The organism is Caballeronia sp. LZ003 (assembly GCF_031451465.1).
Classification (GTDB): domain Bacteria; phylum Pseudomonadota; class Gammaproteobacteria; order Burkholderiales; family Burkholderiaceae; genus Caballeronia.
Window position 1 is genome coordinate 1,162,476 of the sequence record NZ_JARUXJ010000003.1, and the last position, 18,332, is coordinate 1,180,807.

23 protein-coding genes and 1 pseudogene are annotated in these 18,332 nt (G+C 60.8%); 13 read left to right on the forward strand and 11 right to left on the reverse strand.

Features of this window, described 5'->3' with window-relative positions; genetic code table 11:
* Window positions 1-3 precede the first annotated feature (3 nt).
* The 4 genes from QCE79_RS22440 to QCE79_RS22455 all read left to right on the forward strand — a co-directional run bounded on the left by QCE79_RS22440 (window position 4) and on the right by QCE79_RS22455 (window position 4,411).
* On the forward strand, window positions 4-1,185 hold the full coding sequence (locus QCE79_RS22440; protein WP_309848054.1) for an ABC transporter ATP-binding protein: 1,182 nt from the start codon (window positions 4-6) through the stop codon (window positions 1,183-1,185).
* Between the two features lies 1 nt (window position 1,186).
* The gene (locus QCE79_RS22445; RefSeq protein WP_244830197.1) at window positions 1,187-2,233 is read left to right on the forward strand and encodes an ABC transporter substrate-binding protein; all 1,047 of its coding nucleotides are present in this window, start codon (window positions 1,187-1,189) and stop codon (window positions 2,231-2,233) included.
* A 77-nt stretch (window positions 2,234-2,310) separates the two neighbouring features.
* The gene (locus tag QCE79_RS22450) at window positions 2,311-3,564 is read left to right on the forward strand and encodes an ABC transporter permease (protein ID WP_309848056.1); all 1,254 of its coding nucleotides are present in this window, start codon (window positions 2,311-2,313) and stop codon (window positions 3,562-3,564) included.
* A 19-nt stretch (window positions 3,565-3,583) separates the two neighbouring features.
* Window positions 3,584-4,411, forward strand: coding sequence for an ABC transporter permease (locus QCE79_RS22455; RefSeq protein ID WP_309848058.1), 828 nt, complete (start codon window positions 3,584-3,586; stop codon window positions 4,409-4,411).
* 58 nt (window positions 4,412-4,469) lie between these two features.
* Here QCE79_RS22455 and QCE79_RS22460 read toward each other — a convergent pair whose 3' ends face one another.
* Window positions 4,470-4,658 carry a hypothetical protein gene (locus QCE79_RS22460; RefSeq protein WP_309848060.1) on the reverse strand — a complete coding sequence of 63 codons (189 nt, stop codon included), beginning with the start codon at window positions 4,656-4,658 and terminating at the stop codon, window positions 4,470-4,472.
* A gap of 265 nt (window positions 4,659-4,923) precedes the next feature.
* Here QCE79_RS22460 and QCE79_RS22465 point away from each other — a divergent pair, with 265 nt between their 5' ends.
* Together QCE79_RS22465 and QCE79_RS22470 are read left to right on the forward strand one after the other, a co-directional pair.
* Window positions 4,924-5,127: a CsbD family protein gene (locus QCE79_RS22465; protein ID WP_250510684.1), complete on the forward strand. Its 204-nt coding sequence runs from the start codon at window positions 4,924-4,926 to the stop codon at window positions 5,125-5,127.
* 42 nt (window positions 5,128-5,169) lie between these two features.
* Entirely contained in the window at window positions 5,170-6,339 is a 1,170-nt protein-coding gene (locus QCE79_RS22470) for a zinc-dependent alcohol dehydrogenase (protein WP_309848062.1), read from the forward strand.
* A gap of 19 nt (window positions 6,340-6,358) precedes the next feature.
* Here QCE79_RS22470 and QCE79_RS22475 read toward each other — a convergent pair whose 3' ends face one another.
* The 3 genes from QCE79_RS22475 to QCE79_RS22485 form a co-directional block, all read right to left on the reverse strand.
* Window positions 6,359-6,616: a hypothetical protein gene (locus tag QCE79_RS22475; RefSeq protein ID WP_250468386.1), complete on the reverse strand. Its 258-nt coding sequence runs from the start codon at window positions 6,614-6,616 to the stop codon at window positions 6,359-6,361.
* A gap of 201 nt (window positions 6,617-6,817) precedes the next feature.
* The gene (locus QCE79_RS22480) at window positions 6,818-7,483 is read right to left on the reverse strand and encodes an HAD family phosphatase (protein ID WP_309848064.1); all 666 of its coding nucleotides are present in this window, start codon (window positions 7,481-7,483) and stop codon (window positions 6,818-6,820) included.
* Window positions 7,480-8,994, reverse strand: coding sequence for an FGGY family carbohydrate kinase (locus QCE79_RS22485; RefSeq protein WP_309848066.1), 1,515 nt, complete (start codon window positions 8,992-8,994; stop codon window positions 7,480-7,482). The genes QCE79_RS22480 and QCE79_RS22485 overlap by 4 nt, the downstream gene beginning before the upstream one ends.
* Window positions 8,995-9,270: 276 nt before the next feature.
* On the opposite strand from QCE79_RS22485, the gene QCE79_RS22490 reads away from it, so the two are divergent.
* Entirely contained in the window at window positions 9,271-9,693 is a 423-nt protein-coding gene (locus QCE79_RS22490; protein ID WP_244830188.1) for an RcnB family protein, read from the forward strand.
* A 91-nt stretch (window positions 9,694-9,784) separates the two neighbouring features.
* On the opposite strand, the gene QCE79_RS22495 is transcribed toward QCE79_RS22490, so the two are convergent.
* The 3 genes and pseudogenes from QCE79_RS22495 to QCE79_RS22505 all read right to left on the reverse strand — a co-directional run.
* Window positions 9,785-10,156, reverse strand: coding sequence for a VOC family protein (locus tag QCE79_RS22495; RefSeq protein ID WP_309848261.1), 372 nt, complete (start codon window positions 10,154-10,156; stop codon window positions 9,785-9,787).
* 225 nt (window positions 10,157-10,381) lie between these two features.
* Complete coding sequence (locus QCE79_RS22500; protein WP_404989408.1) at window positions 10,382-11,014, reverse strand: TetR/AcrR family transcriptional regulator; 633 nt, start codon at window positions 11,012-11,014, stop codon at window positions 10,382-10,384.
* A 372-nt stretch (window positions 11,015-11,386) separates the two neighbouring features.
* Window positions 11,387-11,572 (reverse strand): annotated as a pseudogene (locus QCE79_RS22505) (helix-turn-helix domain-containing protein); the annotation flags it as partial.
* Between the two features lie 93 nt (window positions 11,573-11,665).
* Here QCE79_RS22505 and QCE79_RS22510 point away from each other — a divergent pair.
* The 3 genes from QCE79_RS22510 to QCE79_RS22520 all read left to right on the forward strand — a co-directional run bounded on the left by QCE79_RS22510 (window position 11,666) and on the right by QCE79_RS22520 (window position 13,796).
* Complete coding sequence (locus QCE79_RS22510; RefSeq protein WP_309848068.1) at window positions 11,666-12,394, forward strand: haloacid dehalogenase type II; 729 nt, start codon at window positions 11,666-11,668, stop codon at window positions 12,392-12,394.
* 255 nt (window positions 12,395-12,649) lie between these two features.
* Entirely contained in the window at window positions 12,650-13,285 is a 636-nt protein-coding gene (locus QCE79_RS22515) for a hypothetical protein (RefSeq protein ID WP_309848275.1), read from the forward strand.
* Complete coding sequence (locus QCE79_RS22520; RefSeq protein WP_309848070.1) at window positions 13,173-13,796, forward strand: superoxide dismutase; 624 nt, start codon at window positions 13,173-13,175, stop codon at window positions 13,794-13,796. Before QCE79_RS22515 ends, QCE79_RS22520 begins: the two co-directional genes overlap by 113 nt.
* A 99-nt stretch (window positions 13,797-13,895) precedes the next feature.
* On the opposite strand, the gene QCE79_RS22525 is transcribed toward QCE79_RS22520, so the two are convergent.
* Genes QCE79_RS22525 through QCE79_RS22535 form a run of 3 tightly spaced genes read right to left on the reverse strand, consistent with a single transcriptional unit; the run spans window position 13,896 to window position 14,849 of the window.
* Complete coding sequence (locus QCE79_RS22525) at window positions 13,896-14,312, reverse strand: organic hydroperoxide resistance protein (RefSeq protein ID WP_309848073.1); 417 nt, start codon at window positions 14,310-14,312, stop codon at window positions 13,896-13,898.
* A 36-nt stretch (window positions 14,313-14,348) separates the two neighbouring features.
* The gene (locus QCE79_RS22530) at window positions 14,349-14,621 is read right to left on the reverse strand and encodes a hypothetical protein (RefSeq protein ID WP_309848075.1); all 273 of its coding nucleotides are present in this window, start codon (window positions 14,619-14,621) and stop codon (window positions 14,349-14,351) included.
* Between the two features lie 39 nt (window positions 14,622-14,660).
* Window positions 14,661-14,849 carry a DUF4148 domain-containing protein gene (locus QCE79_RS22535; protein WP_309848077.1) on the reverse strand — a complete coding sequence of 63 codons (189 nt, stop codon included), beginning with the start codon at window positions 14,847-14,849 and terminating at the stop codon, window positions 14,661-14,663.
* A 268-nt stretch (window positions 14,850-15,117) separates the two neighbouring features.
* Here QCE79_RS22535 and QCE79_RS22540 point away from each other — a divergent pair, with 268 nt between their 5' ends.
* Genes QCE79_RS22540 through QCE79_RS22550 form a run of 3 tightly spaced genes read left to right on the forward strand, consistent with a single transcriptional unit; the run spans window position 15,118 to window position 17,328 of the window.
* A complete protein-coding gene (locus tag QCE79_RS22540; RefSeq protein ID WP_284503437.1) occupies window positions 15,118-15,240 on the forward strand; it encodes a hypothetical protein in 123 nt (40 codons plus the stop codon).
* Between the two features lie 7 nt (window positions 15,241-15,247).
* Window positions 15,248-15,988, forward strand: a complete 741-nt coding sequence (locus QCE79_RS22545) for a response regulator (protein WP_250468395.1) — start codon at window positions 15,248-15,250, stop codon at window positions 15,986-15,988.
* Complete coding sequence (locus tag QCE79_RS22550) at window positions 15,985-17,328, forward strand: HAMP domain-containing sensor histidine kinase (protein WP_309848078.1); 1,344 nt, start codon at window positions 15,985-15,987, stop codon at window positions 17,326-17,328. The genes QCE79_RS22545 and QCE79_RS22550 overlap by 4 nt, the downstream gene beginning before the upstream one ends.
* A 94-nt stretch (window positions 17,329-17,422) precedes the next feature.
* Here the strand turns inward: QCE79_RS22550 and QCE79_RS22555 are convergent, their stop codons facing one another.
* Window positions 17,423-18,175 carry a hypothetical protein gene (locus QCE79_RS22555; protein WP_250527893.1) on the reverse strand — a complete coding sequence of 251 codons (753 nt, stop codon included), beginning with the start codon at window positions 18,173-18,175 and terminating at the stop codon, window positions 17,423-17,425.
* Window positions 18,176-18,332 lie beyond the last annotated feature (157 nt).

Genomic DNA, 18,332 nt, shown 5'->3' on the forward strand with positions numbered 1-18,332 from the left:
ACGATGCCTGACGCTTCCTTCATCTCGTTCACGGGCGTGAGCAAGTCTTATGACGGCGTGCATTATGTCGTCGAAGACTTGAATCTCGACGTGCGCAAGGGAGAATTCCTGTCGCTGCTCGGGCCATCGGGCTCAGGCAAAACGACCACGCTCATGATGCTCGCGGGCTTCGAATCTCCCACGCAAGGCGAGATTCGTCTCGATGGCAAACGTCTCGACGACAAGCCGCCGCATCTGCGCGATATCGGCATGGTGTTTCAAAACTACGCGCTGTTTCCGCATCTGACGATTGCAGAGAACGTCGGGTTCCCGCTTTCCGTGCGCCACGTAAGCCGCGCCGATCAGAAGGCGCGTGTCAAGCGCGCGCTCGAAATGATCGAACTGCCGCATCTCGCGAACCGGCGTCCTTCGCAGCTTTCCGGTGGTCAGCAACAGCGCGTGGCGCTCGCGCGCGCACTCGTCTTCGAACCGAGCGTCGTGCTCATGGACGAACCGCTCGGCGCACTCGACAAGCGTCTGCGCGAAACCATGCAATACGAGATCATGCGGCTGCATCGCGAGTTGTCGCTCACCATCGTCTATGTCACGCACGATCAGGCCGAAGCGCTGACCATGTCGGACCGCGTCGCCGTGTTTTCCGATGGCCGTATTCAGCAAGCCGCCACGCCCGGCGAACTCTATGAGAACGCGCAGAACGCTTTCGTCGCGAACTTCGTGGGCGAGAACAACGGCCTCATTGGCCGCGTGGCCAGTGCGAGCGACGAATGGGCGACCCTGGCCCTCGCGGACGGCAACATCATTCGTGGACGATGCGAACCCGGCCTCACCGAAGGCGACGAAGCCATGCTCGCGCTGCGCCCCGAACGCGCGCACATTCCGAGCGCGGAAGGTTCGCATGTCGACGAACACAGCAACGTGGTGCGCGCCCGAGTCGAAGAACTCGTTTATTGCGGCGATCATCATCGCGTGCACCTGAAGCTCGGCACGCGCGACAACCTCGTCGTCAAGCTGCCGAACACTCAGCGTCACGCCTTGCCCGCGGATGGCAGCACGGTCGATGTCGCCTGGCGCCACGACGACTGCAAGATACTTGCGATGAGCGCGTCCAGAAGCGTGTCCACACCTCTTTCTTCCACACCGTCGTCAACTTCAATCACCACGCCCGCTACAGCAGGAGCCAACTGACATGCGCACTTTTATCAAAACTCAATGCGCGGCACTCGCGTTATGCGCGTTTTCCAGCATCACCGTTCAGGCTGCAGAGACACTTTCGGTCGTGACGTTCGGCGGCGCTTATGAAGCCGCTGCGAAGAAGGCTTATTTCGAGCCCTTTACGCAAGCCACGGGCGTCGGCTTCTCGACGGAATCGTATGATGGCGGCTTGGCCAAGCTCTCCGCGATGGAACAGGCGAAGAACACGACGTGGGACCTGATCGACCTCGAAACCAACGACGCGATCACCGCTTGCGACGAAGGTCTTCTCATGAAGTTCGACAAGAAGACGCTCGGCAAGACGAGCGACTTCATTCCCGGCTCCATCCTCGATTGCGCAGTGGCGAGCATGGTGTGGTCCACCGTCTACGCCTACGATGCGAGCAAGTTGAAGACCGCGCCGACCAGCGTCAACGACTTCTTCGACTTGCAGAAGTTTCCCGGCAAGCGCGGCCTGCGCAAGTCGCCAAAGGTGACGATGGAATGGGCGTTGATCGCCGACGGCGTCGATCCCAAGGATGTCTATAAGGTGCTTGGCACGCCAGCTGGCGTGGATCGCGCATTCAAGAAGCTCGACACCATCAAGAAGAACATCGTGTGGTGGGAGTCGGGTGCGCAGGCGCCGCAGTTGCTCGCCGACGGCGCAGTGGCGATGACACAGGTCTACAACGGCCGTATCGACGATGCAGCGAAGAAGGACAACAAGCCCTTCAAGGCAGTGTGGGACGCGCAGGTGTACGACTTCGAATGGTGGGGCATTCCGACGGGCGCGAAGAACGCGAACACGGCGGCCAAGTTCATAATCTCGGCATCGCAGCCGAAGGCGTATGCGGATCTTACGAAGTACATCGCTTATGCGCCGCCGCGCAAGGACGCTATAGAACTGGTGGACAAGCAGCGTCTTGCCGACCTGCCGACCTCGCCTGCCAACTTCAAGCGCGCCGTGCAGATCAACGCGAATTTCTGGGCCGACAATGCCGATCAGATCAATAAGCGCTTTCAGGTGTGGCTGACGCAGTAAGACAGCAAGGTATCGACGCTGTCCGCTTCACGCGAAACATGATCCGAAGAGAGCCCGACTTGACCGCGACCACCAACATGTCCGTATCCGCAAAGGCCGCGCCATCGGGCTCTCCTAGAAGCGCCGACGGCCACGCCTCTTATCAGAAGGCGCGTCGCCGTGCATCGTTGCAAGCGCTGTTGCTTGCGTTGCCGCTGATCGTGTTTCTGTTGTCCACCTTTATCGCGCCGATTGCGCTACTGCTCGCGCGCAGCGTGCAGAATCGCGAAGTCCCCGACAGCATGCCCGCCCTCACGCGCGCGCTCGATGCGTGGCACGGCCACGGCGTGCCCGACGAACGCACCTTCGCATTGCTGGCCGCCGGCCTCAAGGATGCCCAGCAAAGCGGTCAGCTCGGCACCGTGGCGCGCCGTCTGAACTTCGCGCAAGCGGAGTTTCGCAGCCTGTTGATGCGTACCGCGCGCAGCCTGCCCGCCGATGCACCACCCGCATGGAAACCCGCGCTCATCGAAACCGACGAGCGCTGGAATTCACCGGAAATCTGGCGCTTGCTCAAACGCGCCGCGGCATCGCCCACGCCCGACTATCTGCTCGCAGCCGTCGATGCGCAAGTGACACCGCAAGGCAACATCGCGTCCATGCCGGCCGATTCATCGGTGTTTCGCGAGGCGTTCGTGCGTACCATCTCCATCAGCGCAACCGTCACGCTCATGTGTCTCGTGCTCGGTTACCCCGTTGCGTGGTTGCTCGCCAATCTACCCGCGAAGAGCAGCAACCGTCTCATGCTGTTTGTGATCGTGCCGTTCTGGACCTCGCTTCTCGTGCGCACGACCGCCTGGTATGTGCTGCTGCAACCGGGCGGCGTCATCAACAGCCTGCTCATGGGGCTGGGCCTTGCGTCGCATCCCGTGCCACTCATCTTCAATCGCGCGGGCGTGCTGATCGGCATGACGCACGTGCTGCTGCCTTATATGATCCTCGCCATCTTCTCGGTGATGAAAAGCGTATCGCCCGTTTATATGCGTGCAGCGAAGTCGCTGGGCGCGCATCCGTTCACTGCGTTCATGCGGGTCTATGTGCCGCAGACGCTGCCGAGCGTGGGCGCGGGATGCTTCCTCGTGTTCGTGCTAGCGCTCGGCTACTACATCACGCCTGCGCTACTCGGCGGCGCGGGCGATGAAATGATCAGCCAGCTCATCGCCATTCAGACCAACACGCAGCTCAACTGGGGACTCGCGGGCGCGCTGTCGGCGTACCTCGTGATCTTCACGGCGGTCTTCTATTTCCTCTTCAACCGCATAGTCGGCATCGACCGGCTGCGTTTCGGTTGAACGACACGGACTCGACGACATGCAAGATCAACGCAATACCGTGCTGACCGAACGCGTGGCGAATCGCTGGGTGCGCGTGCATACGGCGATCGTCCTATTCTTTCTGATCGCTCCCATACTCGCGATCATTCCGCTCTCGTTCAATTCGGGTTCGTACTTTTCATATCCGATGCAGGGCTTTTCAATGCGCTGGTACGAGCAGGCATTGACGAGCGCGGACTGGCAGCGCTCGCTATTGAACAGCATCGGGATTGGCGCGGCGTCGACGTTGATCGCGACCTGTCTCGGCACGCTGGCCGCGTTGGGCCTGAGCCGCGCGCAATTTCCGTGGCGCTCGCTCATCATGCCCATCATCATTTCGCCGATGATCGTACCCATCGTCGTCGTGGCTGCGGGCTTCTATCTAATCTTCGCGCCGCTCGGTCTCGTGAACTCGTATCCGGGCGTCGTGCTCGCGCATGCGGCGCTTGGTACGCCCTTCGTGGTCATCACCGTGACGGCTTCGCTGCTGTCGTTCGATCAGAGCCTGCTGCGCGCGGCGTCCGGTCTTGGCGCGGCGCCATGGATCACGTTCAGGCGTGTAACGTTACCGCTGATCATGCCTGCAGTCGCCACAGGCAGCGTGTTTGCCTTTGCCACTTCATTCGATGAAGTCATCGTGATTCTATTCATCGGCGGGCCGGATCAGAAGACCGTGCCGCGTCAGATGTGGAGCGGCATCCGCGATTCGATCGACCCTTCAATACTTGCGGTCGCGACCGTGCTGATCGTCTTCGCCGTACTGCTTTTTGCGAGCATCAACTGGCTGCGCGGACGTGCAGCGGCGGCCAGTCAGGCGCTCGGCTGATCAGACACACAATAAGCGGCGCGGGCCATTCGGACCGCGCCGCTCACAACGCTTTACATCAAGACTTATCGCCTCCTTCCGGCTCAATCTCCGTCAGATCGTCCGGGTCAACTTCCGCTTCGCGGACAGTCGTTCCTTCATCATCGGTTTCCGATATATCCGTGGTGAGCGCATCGTCCGTGCCGGATTCGACTTCGTCGTCGCTTTTCGGATCATCGGTCATGGGGGTTTCGGCGGGCGTGTTCATCTTGTTGCTCCTGATAGTTGCGTTTAAGTGATCGGATGGATAAACAGACGAATCACATCCGGACGCACAGATCAGGCGTGGATTCGATGCGCGATGTCGAACCATGAAGCGCACTTCTTTCTCGCAGCAATCGTAGTGCCGCATGTCGGCCGGAGCGCTCGCGCAATGTATACACGCGCGAAGGCACACGCGTTGCTGAACTGTATCGACGCCAACGATTGGCGCAGAGATTCTTAGGCTTCCGATACATGGCACGGAGAACGCAATGAACAAGGATCAGAAAGAAGGCATCAAGGAACAAATAAAGGGCTGGACCGACACGGCCATCGGCACACTCACCGGCAACGAAGATCGCAAGCTGAAGGGTGACGTCGAGATAACGAACGGTGCGAATCAAAAGGACTACGGTGACCAGAAGGACAATATGGAAAAGGGCATCGAAGATCCCGGCGAGCCAACTAACAAGTAAGGCTTCGTCGACAGTTCACTCTCAAGGACAAGGATACTTCCAATGAAAGCGCTTACCTGGCACGGCAAGAAGGACATTCGGTACGACACGGTACCGGACCCGCAGATCGAGCATCCGCGCGACGCGATCATCAAGGTGTCGAGTTGCGCCATCTGCGGCTCGGACCTGCATCTGTTCGATGGGTTCATGCCGGGCATGGAATCCGGCGACATCATGGGCCACGAGTTCATGGGCGAAGTGGTCGATGTCGGCGCCGAAAACGCTGCGCTCAAGGTCGGCGACCGCATAGTCGTACCGTTCACCATCTTTTGCGGCGAATGCGATCAATGCAAGCGCGGCAATTTCTCCGTGTGCGAGCGCAGTAATCGCAACAAGAGCACGGCCGACAAGGTTTTCGGACACACCACGGCGGGTCTCTTTGGCTACACGCATTTGACGGGCGGCTATGCCGGCGGCCAGGCCGAGTACGTACGCATACCTTTCGCCGATAAAACGCACGTGAAGATTCCCGATGGCCTTTCAGACGAACAAGTGCTTTTCCTCGGCGACATCTTCCCGACAGGCTGGCAAGCGGCGATCAACTGCGATATCGAGCCAACGGACACCGTGGCGATCTGGGGCGCGGGACCGGTGGGACAAATGGCGATTCGCAGCGCGTTTCTGCTTGGTGCAAAGCATGTCGTCGTAATCGACTGCGTGCCTGAACGCCTTGCAATGGCGCGCGTCACTGGCGCCACCACCATCAACTTCAAGGAAGAGAGCGTGGTCGAGCGCCTCGCCGATCTCACGCAAGGCAAAGGCCCGGAAAAGTGTATCGATGCCGTTGGCATGGAGTCGCACGCCACGGGCTCGTTCGACTCGCTTTACGATCGCGCCAAGCAGGCGGTCATGCTCGAGTCGGACCGGCCGCACGTGTTGCGCGAGATGATCTACGTGTGCCGTCCCGCAGGCATTCTGTCGGTACCGGGCGTCTATGGTGGACTGATCGACAAGATTCCCTTTGGCGCCTCGATGAACAAGGGCCTCACCTGGCGCATGGGTCAGACGCACGTGGCCCGCTGGACCGACGACCTGCTCAGCCGCATTCAGGAAGGTCAGATCGACCCCTCGTTCGTCATCACGCACCGCGTCTCGCTTGCGGAAGGACCGGAAATGTACAAGACCTTCCGCGACAAGGAGGACGGTTGCATCAAGGTGGTACTCACACCCTGAAGCAAAAAAACGCCGGTCTTCAAAGACCGGCGTTTTTCGATTCCTCGTCACGCACGACGGATTGTGGCGCAATAGGCAGTGGTTCACCATCGACGAAAGCGGTGCCGCATGTCAGCGCAAACTGCAGCGCCGCGTCGCGGCTGGGAAATGCGCCCAACTCGCGTAGTACCGTCTCCTCGCCGTCTTCTTCCAGAATCGATACGCGCGATACGAACAGCTTGCCGCTTCGACCTGCGGACGGCTGTAGCGCTACACCTCGATGATAGAGCGTAAGCATGGTGTCTCCTTCTTTTCCGAGCGTCCGTTCGCAGCGCGCGGCGCCTTATGCGAACGAAGCACGTTCCATGTGCAGCCCTTCATCTTAGCGCGTCATTAAGCGCGTGCTTTGCGTAGATTCATGCTCGCTTAACGAAGGCATGCACCGATTGCCATCTCGCTTTAGCAAGCGGCGCACCTGAAAACACCGGCACCTTCTTGCTTAGGCCAGATTTACGCCCAGCGCCTTGGCAAGCTCCTCGGCGGAGCGGACGATTTGCGCATCGTTTGAAAAAAGCGCGGCGCCAGCATCGTCGAAAGGCCAGGCCAGCACGCGCATGTTCGCCGCGATCGCGGCGCGCGCCCCAGTGGGACTGTCTTCCACGACGACCACTTCCTCCGGCTTAAGACGCATGAGCCACGCCGCGCGTTCGTACGGCTCGGCGCTCGGCTTGCCGTTGCGCACGTCGTTCACACTTACGCTCACGAGTTGCGGTTCTTCAATGCCCAGTGCTCGCAAGTTCGCTTCAAGCAACATGCGCGACGAATTGGACACGATTCCTTGCGTTATGCCCGCCCGCTTCACCGCGCGATACACCTCGAGCGCGCCAGGACGCGGCACGAGCCGAGGCGCGCCTTCGAGATAATGCCGTGCGCGAAACGCGGACCAGTCCGCGAAGTCCGTCTCGATGTCAAAGCGTTCGCTACACAGCGCGTGCACTTCGCGCCCTGTCTTACCGAAGATCAGCGGATGCAATTCGTCGCCCGCTTCGATGCCGTGATGCGCAAGCACCGCAACCAGCGTGCTCAAATGAAGCGGTTCGCTTTCGGCGAGCGTGCCGTCCATGTCCCAAAGGACAGCCTTGATGGAGGAAGTCTGATTCGTCATGTAGAGGTTGGGTTGTCTGGAAAGAGTCGGTCGAGATCGTCGTAAAACTGCTGCGAGTGCACATAAAGGCGCTCGAAAATCGGCATCATGCGGTCATAGGTATCGCTCGCACGCGGGTCGGGCTGCACTTCGCGCTCGAACTGCACGAAGGCGCGCACGGCGTCGGCGAGACGTGCAAACTGGCCATGCGCGGTTGCAGCAAGAATGGCGCAGCCTATCACGCCGCATTCCACTTGCGCCGGCACGAGAATGGGCGTGCGGTACATGCTGGCCTTGATATCGAGCCAAAGCGACGCCTTCGCGCCGCCGCTTGCCGCAACGAGCCGCTCGATACCCACGCCTTCGGGCTTGATGAGCGCGATATGCCGACGCACGCCAAATGCAACGCCTTCGAGCACCGCGCGATGTAGATGGGCAAGCCCGTGACTCGCCGCAATACCGAAGAACTGTGCACGCGAATTGGCGTGCTCGCCGAGACGCTCGCCCGTGAGATACGGCAGAAAGAACAAGCCTTCCGAACCCACCGGCGCGCTTGCGGCCTTGGCAGCGACATCGTCGTAGGACAGCCTGTTTTCGTGGAACGCGCGACGCGCCCAGCGCATGGCATCGCCGCCCGAATCGAGCAACATGAAGCGTCCCCACAGCCCTTCGCAAGTCGCCAGATTCGACACTTCGGGATGCAGCATCGGTGTGTCGGCGATGATCGTGATGATCGACGATGTGCCCGTGATATCCGATGCCAGCCCCGGCTCGAACACGCCCGAGCCGAGCACGGACACCGGATAATCCGCGCCGCCAACCAGCACCGGCGTACCCGCGCGCAAACCGGTTGCGGCGGCCGCTTCGTGCGTCACGCCGCCGAGTATGTCGAGCGGCGCACGAATCGGCGCGAGCTTCGCGGCATCGAGCCCGAGCAAGGTCAGCATGTCTTGCGACCACTCGCGCGTGCGCGGGTCCATCATGAAGCTCGTCGATGCATCGCTCCAGTCGCACGCACGTTCACCCGTGAGTTTGAAGTTCACGTAGTCCTTCGGCATGAACACCGTGCTCGCGCGTTCATAAGCCGACGGGTCGTGCTCCTTGATCCATTGCAGCTTGAAACCGGGCCACGCGGGCGTCGCGGGGTTCGCGGTCTTCGCGAGATACGAGGCGCTTGCGTGGCGCGCGCAAAACGCCGCGACCTGTGCGAAGGTGCGCTTGTCGTTCCAGAGCGGCGCGGTATCGCGTGTGAGTTGACCATCGGCGTCGATCAGCACCGTGCCGTGCATCTGGCCGCATGCGCATATCGCGACGACATGGGAAGCTGCCTCCGGAACGTCGTCGAGCACTTCGCGTATCGAGCGCGCGGCGCCTTCCCACCAGTCCGCTGGGCGTTGCTCAGACCAGCCGTAACGCGGCACGATTTGCTCGTGCTCGTGTGCGGCGATGCTGCGCACCACGCCACGCGCATCGACGAGTGCGGCTCGCACGCTGCCCGTCCCGACATCGATGGCAAGATAATAGGTCTGCATGTCGTTCCATCCGTTGGACAGCCTCATTGCTGGTCATGCAGTCCACGCGGCCTGCCTTCCAAGTGTACCGACAGATGTCGAAGTACCCGGCCAGGCGGTAATTGCCTCGATCTGTTTCCTTCGCGTGTCTGCTCCCCCCTCGCCGTAATCATACGTAAGCGACGCTTACATCTGCTCACCCCGTTTTCTTTCGGCTTTGAGTAAAGTCCGCTCATCGATTCGCAGCGCACGCATCAGGCGATGCACGCGAACCACTCACTCGATTGGAGAATCAACATGAAGCAGAATCGAATCGTTGCCGCGCTGTTGTGCGCGACCTTGAGTCTTGCTGCCGGCGCTTCCTTTGCGCAGCAAGGCCCCGGCGGTCCGGATCAGAACCACGGTGGCGGTCCGGGACAAAATCACGGCGGCCCGCAAAATCATGGCGGTCCTGGCCAACCAGGACACGGCCCTGCTAATTACGGACATGACGCACCGCGCCCGCCCGAGCACGCGGACAACGGCCCGCGCCATTCAGACTGGCAGAAAGGTCAGCATCTGTCGCAAGACTATCGTGACCATCAATACGTCGTCGATAACTACCATGAACACGGCCTGCGTCAGCCGCCGCGCGGCTATCAGTGGGTAGGCGTCGGTGGCGACTATCTGCTCGTCGCCGTTGCTTCGGGGATCATCGCGCAGGTCGTGCTTTCGCAGTAACTCGCACTACGCCGCGAGGCGTCTCGCGAAACGACACAAGCCGCATTGCCTTTTACAGGGCAATGCGGCTTTCGCAATCTACGCTCGATGCTTACTCGTCGAACGTGCCGCGAAACTCCGGTGCGGCGTCCGAACGCGTATTCAACTCGAACATCACACCGCCCGGCGCGCGGCAAAAGAAGCGCGAGCCACGGCCATTGTTGAAGACCGCCGTTTCCATCTGAACGCCCTCTTGCTTGAAGCGATCATGCAGTTCCTGCAACGCATCGACAGTCGGCAGTTCGAAGCCCGCGTGGAAATTCCGGGGCCACGTGACGTCATCGCTTTCGACATGATCGATTACCACGTCGAAGCCCGGACGCTTCAAAATGTACGACTTGTCCCAGCTTCCTGAGACGGTGAAGCCCAGATAGTGTTCGAAGAATTTCGCGGTTGCAGCAGTATCGCGTGAAGGAAAGCTCAGGTGGTTGAGCCTTCATGCTCTTGATGGTTTCTGTCATCGTCGTTCTCATTTGTTAATGGCGAAGGCCCATGCCGTTTCGCTCGACGACGTCAGAATAAAAGTAAAAGCTCACATTGGACAACTCGCATCGAGCGCCTCCAAGCGCGCGGCGTGAAGTCCGCATCGCGCGGTTCGTCGCGGCTTGGCACGCCCGTGCTTGCTTTGCGCTTGCTCACATTCGCATGTTCAGCTCTCGCGCGCGAGATACCCGAAAACCGCCGCGCGAACGCGCCGTTGCAGACGTTCGAGGTCGCGTTCCCCGCGTTCGCCCGCCGCGTCGGTCATGCCTCGGATAATCGCCGACAGGTCGCCTGCCGCTATTTCCGGTTGCGGATGCTTCGGAGCCGCTCTCGCTACGATTGCAGCAAACAGCCCCGCGAGGTCCACCTTGGCAAGCTCATCGCGCAAGGCCGGACGGCTCTCCTCGATATCGAGCAGACGCGCGAGCATCGGACGCTCGAGTTGCTGACGCACCGACGCGCCGATGAGATATTCGAGCGCCGCCTTGCCGCTTCGCTTATCCAGCGCGATGGCTGCGTCATCGTAGAAGCGTTGCGTCTCACGATGGATGAGCGCAACGGTCAGCGCGTCCTTGCCCGGGAAGTACTGATACAGCGAGCCGATGCTCACGCCGGCACGCGCGGCGACTGCATTTGTATTGAAGCCTTCGAAGCCTTCGCTTTCGAGCACTTGAGCCGCGGCTTCCACGATGGCGGCGACAGTCTCCGACGAGCGCGGCTGCGTCGGCGATTTACGCAGGCGCAAATGGGCACGCGGCTGACGCTTGTTTGCTCGCGACGTTTGCGGTGCGCGCTCGATCGTGACTGCTTTTGCAGGGCGCGGCTTGCTCGTGTAAGCCTCGACGAGCGCGATCAGTTCCCATCGAAACACGGGTGATGCCAAGCGTTCGTTGCGCGCCGCCTCCTCAAGCGCGCCGCCCACCGCGCCCGCAAACACTTCAGCGCCAATGCGCCTGTGCTCCGCGGAGCATCGCGTCAAGGCCGCGAAGAGCGCTTCGTACGCTCGTCTGCATTCGGCTTCGCAGCGTCCGTCTTCCAGCAGCACACGCTGCGCGGCAGGATTGCGGCGATGCACCTCGATCATCCCGTCGACGAACGCGGCGACTTGCCCACGTCCGACTTGCAGCACGGGAAGCAGATCATCGCGATGACGCTGGCGGACGGCGTCGATCAACGCGCCCTTGTCTGGAAAGTATCGATACAGCGAACCGATGCTCACGCCCGCCGCTTCTGCGACCGCATTCGTCGTCAGAAGCTGGCCGCGTTCACCGAGCAGGCGCGCGGCGGCATCCACGATGGAATCGATGGTCCTTATCGAGCGGTCTTGCCGGGGAGCGTTGCGAGCTTGCGCCATCATGCGGCCTTATCGTTCTAAAATGAGTGATTCGCTCATATTCTAATCTGCGGCAAGATACCGGGTGTTCGTTACCAACGCCAAAAAGGAGCCGCAGTGAATCTCACCGATTTCGATACGCTCACCTTCGACTGCTACGGAACCTTGATCGACTGGGAAACCGGCATTTTCGAAGGCTTGCGGCCATTGCTCGAACGCGCGGTTCCGCCGCCCACGCGCGATCAGGTACTCGAAGCGCATGCGCGTCACGAGTCTTCGCAGCAGCACTACACGCCGGGCAAGCGCTATCAGGAGGTGCTGGCCATCGTTTACAAGCGGCTCGCCGAGGAATGGAAACTCTCTTACACGCAGGAAGAATGCGTCGCGTATGGTCGGTCCATCCGCAACTGGCCTGCGTTTGCGGACTCCGCCGAAGCGCTTCGTTATCTGAAGCAGCATTTCAAGCTCGTGATTCTCTCGAACGTCGATAACGAAAGCTTTGCGTTCAGCAACGCGAAGTTGCAAGTGGAATTCGACGGCATCGTCACCGCCGAGGATGTCGGCGCTTACAAGCCATCACAACGTAACTTCGAGTATTTGCTGGAGAAGCTTGCAAGCAGAGATATTCGCAAGGAGCAGATTCTTCACGTCGCGGAAAGTCTGTTTCACGATCACAAGCCCGCGAACGAAATCGGGCTGACGTCATGCTGGATTCATCGACGGCACGGGCAGCCGGGCTTCGGCGCAACGATGGACCCAGGCGCGCAACCTCGCATCGACTTTCGGTTCAATAGCATGGCGGAGTTTGCGCAGGCGCATCGGGATACGTTGAGTGATACGGCTTGACCGTGCCACTGTCTTTATTTGGAACTCATGTTGGCAAGCGGAGTCGCTAATAGGCTACTGGTGGGCCAATTCGTGGATGGTCAAGAGGAAGACGGTTAGTTGCTCTATGATCCGCGCATGGCAATCTTGCAAGCTTTCGCTTTGCGCGAGGTTTAGCCCCCGCGTGCAGACTCCCTCGATACTGGTTATCATTGTTTGTCCCGAGTACGCAGGCTTTTCGTCGACGCAAAGGGCGCAGGAACTGGAGCCTACGCCATGCACGAACGAATCGAATTCCAAGCCGTGGACATATCTGCACAAGACAGCCCGAGTCTTCCCGTGTGGGAAGCACTCATGCGGCAAGCGATCAAAGCCGCAGCGGAACAACAGACCACGGCAGCACGCTCGACCTTCGAGCACGCACTTGAGATCGCGCGTCGACTCATCAAAGCACCGCCGCCCGGACGCGGCGAGGACTGTATCGCGGCGCTCGTCGTCTCGCATCACAACCTCGCCGATCACTACGCAGAACAAGGCAATCAGGACGCCGCCGCGCAGTTGCGCTGCGAGGCGCACGAAGCACTTCTGGCGCTGTCCGTAAGCGCAGAGCGGCCGGTCACGATCCGGCAAGCCGCCTTGCGTCACAGCCGCGAAACACACGTGGCGCTGATCCGCCACGTCGCCCGTCATGGGCCGCATTCCCTCATTGCCCGGACCATCGAAAAACGCCAGTCTGGCGCTTTCCGCCAGCGGCCCGGCCCGGCATTGATTCCTCTCATCGTCAAAAAGGAGATTCGCAATGGCTTATTCCCTGCCTCCCCTGCCCTACGCTTACGATGCACTCGAGCCGAACATCGACGCGCGCACGATGGAAGTGCATTACACAAAGCATCATCAGACCTATGTGAATAATCTAAATGCCGCGCTGGAGAGTTCGGGGCACAAGGACTTGGCGGTCGAGCAACTGATCACGCAGATCGACAAACTGCCCGAAGCGGTCCGCACCCCGGTGCGCAATAACGGCGGCGGCCACGCGAACCATAGCCTCTTCTGGACCATCATGTCTCCGCAAGGCGGCGGCAAGCCGGAAGGCGAAGTAGCCCAGGCGATCGATACCGACCTCGGCGGCTTCGATGCCTTCAAGGAAGCTTTCACCAAGGCCGCACTCACGCGCTTTGGCAGCGGCTGGGCGTGGCTCAGCGTGACACCGCAGGGCAAGCTCGCGGTCGAAAGCACGGGCAATCAGGACAACCCGTTGATGTCGGGAATCGGCTCGGGCAATACGCCGGTTCTCGGTCTCGATGTATGGGAGCACGCCTATTATCTGAAGTATGAGAATCGCCGGCCCGAATACATCGCCGCATTCTTCAATGTGATCGACTGGAAGGAAGTCGCGCGGCGCTTTGCCGAAGCGAAGAAGTAAGTATCGAGTATCGCGAGCGGGAGCTTTCCCGCTTTGAACGGCCAGCAGAAAGAAGCGCAGCCAGTGCACTTTGCATGGCTGCGCTTAGTTTTTGCGGCTTCAAACTACCGTAATGGTCACATCGATATTCCCGCGCGTCGCCTTCGAATACGGACAGGTTCGATGCGCGCCCTCGACGATCGCCTGCGCCGCATCACGTTCGATGCCCGGCAAGCTCACGTTCAGGCGCGCGCGCAGCAAGTACGCATCGCCATTCATACCCAGATCGATCTCTGCATCGACGGCGGTATTGGCCGGCAACTTCACTTGCAGTTTCGCGGCCGCCTTGCCCATCGCGCCGATGAAGCATGCGGACCATCCCGCTGCGAGCAATTGCTCGGGATTGGTCCCCGCGCCAGGCGCGCCGGGCGGCGTGAGCCTGACATCCAGCCGGTCGTCGGAACTGCGCGCCGCGCCATCGCGGCCTCCGGTCACGTGTGTCTTGCCGGTGTAGAGAAGCTTGTCGAGTTGCGTCATGGTGTTCATCTCCTTCGGTAGGCGTTGATCAAGGCGTTAGTGATGCGCGAAGAGCGAACCCGTGCCGCTCGTCGGAAAAGTCGTGATCGTCGATGCGCTGCCAGACTGCGTCTGGACATCGCGCACGCCGCCATAGCCCTGCATGCCGCTATCGTTGATGGACTGCACACGCTGAGCGCGTTGCGATGCGCGCACGCCGGCCGACGTGTCACCGTGCGGCGCGAGACCGTATCCGCTGCTTGCGAAAACGGAGCCTGCGGCAGTGGCGCTAGCAACGACGACTGCAGCGGTGATGAGCTTCTTGAACATGGTGAACCTCACGAAATGGATTGAGACAATGGGTGCCGATCAGCTACCGCGATACAGATTCGCGAGCGCCGCGATCTGCCCGTTCTTTTGCGCTTGTATGAGTTCGCGCTTCACTTCCGCGCGTGTCTTGCCGACCTGCGGTTGCGTCGACGTGGCGTGAACCTCCGCGTGAGCAATGCCCGTCATGGCGCTTGCAACGAGAGCGAAAGCAACGATAGAAATCTTCATGGTGCTGCTCCTTAACTGGTGGGTGAGAGGCGACGCTTGAAATCCGCTGATGCCGTCGTTGAAGCATTAAAACGTTCGGACGTATCCGCTGTGTGTTGCGTGAGCAATGTTTTGTATCGAAGTCAGCGCGGATACATTGCGATACGAAGCGCCGTTCAAGACGCGAGTGAATCCGCATGTGTCGCGAGAAAGTCCGGATACACTGCGATACAAAACCGCTCGCGTTTTGCGCTATAACGCAGACACAGCGATCACGCGGGAGATTGAAATGAAGCAGTTCTTCGCCGTCGCAGCGTTTTTATTCGGCGGTATCGCAACCGAACTGGCCCATCCGGCGCAGTGCCTCTCAATAGCCACGGGCCGGATGCAGATCAAGCGCAAGAAGCCGTGAGCTATCGATGGAAACGACCGACCATGTGCTGATCGTCGATGACGATCGCGGTATCCGCGAGTTGCTCGCGACCTACCTCGAAAAGAATGGCATGCGCGTTTCGCTCGCCGCCAACGGACGCCAGATGCGCGCGGCGCTCGAACAAGGCGCGCCGGATTTGATCGTGCTCGACCTGATGCTGCCCGGCGAGGACGGCCTCGTGTTGTGCCGCGAATTGCGCGCGAGCAAGTTCCGCGCGGTGCCCGTGCTTATGCTCACCGCGCGCAACGAGGAAGCCGACCGCATTCTCGGCCTCGAAATGGGCGCGGACGACTACCTGCCCAAGCCCTTCGCCGTGCGCGAACTGCTCGCGCGCATTCGGTCCGTGCTGCGTCGCACACGCATGTTGCCGCCGGGAATGGAAGTGACCGAATCGGCGCAAATGCTGGGCTTCGGCGACTGGCGGCTCGACACCACCGCGCGCCATCTGCTCGATGCAGAAGGCACCATGGTGGCGCTGTCGGGCGCGGAATATCGCCTGCTGCGCGTGTTCCTCGACAATCCGCAACGCGTGCTTACGCGCGATCAATTGCTCAACCTGACGCAAGGCCGTCAGGCCGATGCCTTCGACCGCTCCATCGATCTGCTGGTGAGCCGTCTGCGTCAGCGTCTGCGAGACGAGGCGCGCGAGCCGCGCTACATCAAGACGTTGCGCAGCGAAGGCTATGTGTTTTCCGCTGCGGTCACGCCGCTGGATGCATCGTCATGAGCGCGCTCGGTGCAACGACATCGACCGCGCATCCGCCACGGTTTTTGCCCTGGCCGCGCACGCTGTTCGCGCGGCTCGCGGTGATTCTGTTCGTGGGTATCGCGCTTGCGCAGACGCTGTCGTTCTGGATCACGATGACCGAGCGCGATCAGTCGATGACCAACGTGATGGTCGGCTACGTCGAGCGCGAGGTGACGAGTTCCGTGGCGCTGCTCGATCATCTGCCGCCCGCCGAACGTGCCGAGTGGCTGCCGCGACTGGCGCGCCGCAGCTATCAATTCATCCTCGGGCCGGGCGAAAGCGGCACGCCGCTCGATGCCGCGCTTTCCGAGCGCTTTGCGAAGTCGATAGCGGATGGCATCGGCAAGCGTTATCCGCTGACGGTCAATGCCGTTCCCGGCGATGCCGAACGCATGCAGGTTCACTTGCGTCTCACCGATGGCAGCCCGCTCACCATCGACATGCATCCGATGGTCGGCACGCCGCTGTCCGCGTGGCTGCCACTCGTGCTTGCAGGACAACTCGTGCTGCTCGCGGCATGTTGCTGGCTCGCGGTGGGTATCGCGACGCGCCCGCTCAAGCAATTGGCCGAAGCCGCGGACACGCTCGGTCCGGACCTCAAGGCCACGCGTCTGCCCGAGCACGGTCCGGACGAAGTAACGCGCGCGGCCAAGGCATTCAACGCGATGCAAGACCGCGTCTCGATGTACATGACCCAGCGCATGCAGATACTCGCGGCCATCACGCATGACTTGCAGACGCCGATTACGCGCATGCGATTGCGCGTCGACACGATGGATGAAAATCCTGCCGGTGCCAAGTTACAGCAGGATTTGCAGGAGATGGAAACGCTCGTGAAGGAAGGCGTGACTTATGCACGGACGTTGCACGGCACGACGGAGGCGCCGCTCCGTGTCGATTCGGACGCGCTGTTCGAGAGCCTTCTCAACGATTATCTCGATGCGGGCAGGGTCGTGTCGCTCAAGGGAAGTATCGGCGGTACGATGGTGACGCGGCCGCAGGCGTTGCGACGGATCGTCGGCAATCTCGTGGATAACGCGCTCAAGTTCGCCGGGGCAGCGGAGATCGAGATCGGCGGACTGCCGGACGGAGGCGCTTCGATCGTGGTGCTGGATCGCGGACCGGGTATTCCGGCCGAGTCGCTGGAAGCGGTGTTCGAGCCGTTCGTGCGGCTGGAAGGATCGCGTAACCGGCAGACCGGAGGGACCGGGCTGGGGCTCGCGATTGCGCGTCAGTTGACGCTTGCGATGGATGCGACGCTCACGCTGCATGAGCGTGAGGGGGGTGGGTTGGAGGCGAGGTTGGTGGTGAAGACTTAGTGGGCCGCTGATTTGCCTTCCGCGTGTCGACAAGCTGCCTCCAACATTCCCGCCGATACGCTCATCCACCAAGCATATCGGCGAAACACCTCTCCTACTCAGCCGCGACAGCCACCGGCATCAGCACCTCAGCCGCGATCCCCGCGATCAAGGCGGCAGGCAACGCCAATCCGGCATCGGTCGAAGCCACACGCGAGGCGGAAGAAGCCGCTGTAGCCTCGGGCGCAGGCAAAGCCAACTGCATCGCCCGTCGCGAACGTGCCAGCGAATTACGCACACGCCGCTCCGGACGATTCAGCATCCCGCCGCCAACCAGCGACACGAAAGTACCAATGAGCGGCAGGGCCACAAGCATCGTCGCGAACTTGAAGAGGCCGATCTTCAACGGACTGCGCGCCGCCACAGCCGACCACGCAAGCGAAAACACCAAATACGCGAGACCCGCTGGCGCACCCGCAAGTTCAGGCATGCCAAGGCGCTCGGCGAGCGGCATCGGAAAGATGAGCAGGAACAATGTGACGCTTGCAAGCGCATGCATGAGCAGCGCGCGGCGTTGCTTGAAGAGGCTCGTCACCGACCAGAACGCAAGCAGCAAGACGAATGGCGGACACGCCACGACCACTGCCGCGATGGCAAGATAAACCACCACGCCACCGGCAAGGTTGCGAAAGTAACCCTCCGACGCCGCGTAATAAACCAGATAAGCCGCCGCGAGCGAGGCCACGCACGCGAAGAAGGCCAACACGCCGCTTTTGCCATCGGGTGAGATCAAAAGTCTCAGCCACAGTAGCCCCGTGAAGCCCACGAGATAAACGACGAATCGCAAACCCGAAAACCGTTGTTTCATACCACACCCCTTTCCCCGGATGGTGCGAGCGGCCTTCATGGCAGTCACACCGGCGCGCCGCTTTCGCAGCAAGCCCGTGACTGTATGAAACCTGTCCTCACCCACCTATCGCACACGTCCGAGTTCATGTGACGGATCGCGTGCTTGTTATTTGCGA

What these genes read in the sequence shown, in the direction of transcription:
- QCE79_RS22440 (WP_309848054.1), top strand. Translation starts at nt 4, where the DNA reads ATGCCTGACGCTTCCTTCATCTCGTTCACGGGCGTGAGCAAGTCTTAT.
- QCE79_RS22530 (WP_309848075.1), bottom strand. Translation starts at nt 14,621, where the DNA reads ATGTTCAAGAAGCTCATCACCGCTGCAGTCGTCGTTGCTAGCGCCACT.
- QCE79_RS22535 (WP_309848077.1), bottom strand. Translation starts at nt 14,849, where the DNA reads ATGAAGATTTCTATCGTTGCTTTCGCTCTCGTTGCAAGCGCCATGACG.
- QCE79_RS22485 (WP_309848066.1), bottom strand. Translation starts at nt 8,994, where the DNA reads ATGCAGACCTATTATCTTGCCATCGATGTCGGGACGGGCAGCGTGCGA.
- QCE79_RS22515 (WP_309848275.1), top strand. Translation starts at nt 12,650, where the DNA reads ATGCACGAACGAATCGAATTCCAAGCCGTGGACATATCTGCACAAGAC.
- QCE79_RS22520 (WP_309848070.1), top strand. Translation starts at nt 13,173, where the DNA reads ATGGCTTATTCCCTGCCTCCCCTGCCCTACGCTTACGATGCACTCGAG.
- QCE79_RS22460 (WP_309848060.1), bottom strand. Translation starts at nt 4,658, where the DNA reads ATGAACACGCCCGCCGAAACCCCCATGACCGATGATCCGAAAAGCGAC.
- QCE79_RS22450 (WP_309848056.1), top strand. Translation starts at nt 2,311, where the DNA reads ATGTCCGTATCCGCAAAGGCCGCGCCATCGGGCTCTCCTAGAAGCGCC.
- QCE79_RS22540 (WP_284503437.1), top strand. Translation starts at nt 15,118, where the DNA reads ATGAAGCAGTTCTTCGCCGTCGCAGCGTTTTTATTCGGCGGTATCGCA.
- QCE79_RS22480 (WP_309848064.1), bottom strand. Translation starts at nt 7,483, where the DNA reads ATGACGAATCAGACTTCCTCCATCAAGGCTGTCCTTTGGGACATGGAC.
- QCE79_RS22455 (WP_309848058.1), top strand. Translation starts at nt 3,584, where the DNA reads ATGCAAGATCAACGCAATACCGTGCTGACCGAACGCGTGGCGAATCGC.
- QCE79_RS22555 (WP_250527893.1), bottom strand. Translation starts at nt 18,175, where the DNA reads ATGAAACAACGGTTTTCGGGTTTGCGATTCGTCGTTTATCTCGTGGGC.
- QCE79_RS22470 (WP_309848062.1), top strand. Translation starts at nt 5,170, where the DNA reads ATGAAAGCGCTTACCTGGCACGGCAAGAAGGACATTCGGTACGACACG.
- QCE79_RS22525 (WP_309848073.1), bottom strand. Translation starts at nt 14,312, where the DNA reads ATGACGCAACTCGACAAGCTTCTCTACACCGGCAAGACACACGTGACC.
- QCE79_RS22475 (WP_250468386.1), bottom strand. Translation starts at nt 6,616, where the DNA reads ATGCTTACGCTCTATCATCGAGGTGTAGCGCTACAGCCGTCCGCAGGT.
- QCE79_RS22490 (WP_244830188.1), top strand. Translation starts at nt 9,271, where the DNA reads ATGAAGCAGAATCGAATCGTTGCCGCGCTGTTGTGCGCGACCTTGAGT.
- QCE79_RS22445 (WP_244830197.1), top strand. Translation starts at nt 1,187, where the DNA reads ATGCGCACTTTTATCAAAACTCAATGCGCGGCACTCGCGTTATGCGCG.
- QCE79_RS22545 (WP_250468395.1), top strand. Translation starts at nt 15,248, where the DNA reads ATGGAAACGACCGACCATGTGCTGATCGTCGATGACGATCGCGGTATC.
- QCE79_RS22465 (WP_250510684.1), top strand. Translation starts at nt 4,924, where the DNA reads ATGAACAAGGATCAGAAAGAAGGCATCAAGGAACAAATAAAGGGCTGG.
- QCE79_RS22550 (WP_309848078.1), top strand. Translation starts at nt 15,985, where the DNA reads ATGAGCGCGCTCGGTGCAACGACATCGACCGCGCATCCGCCACGGTTT.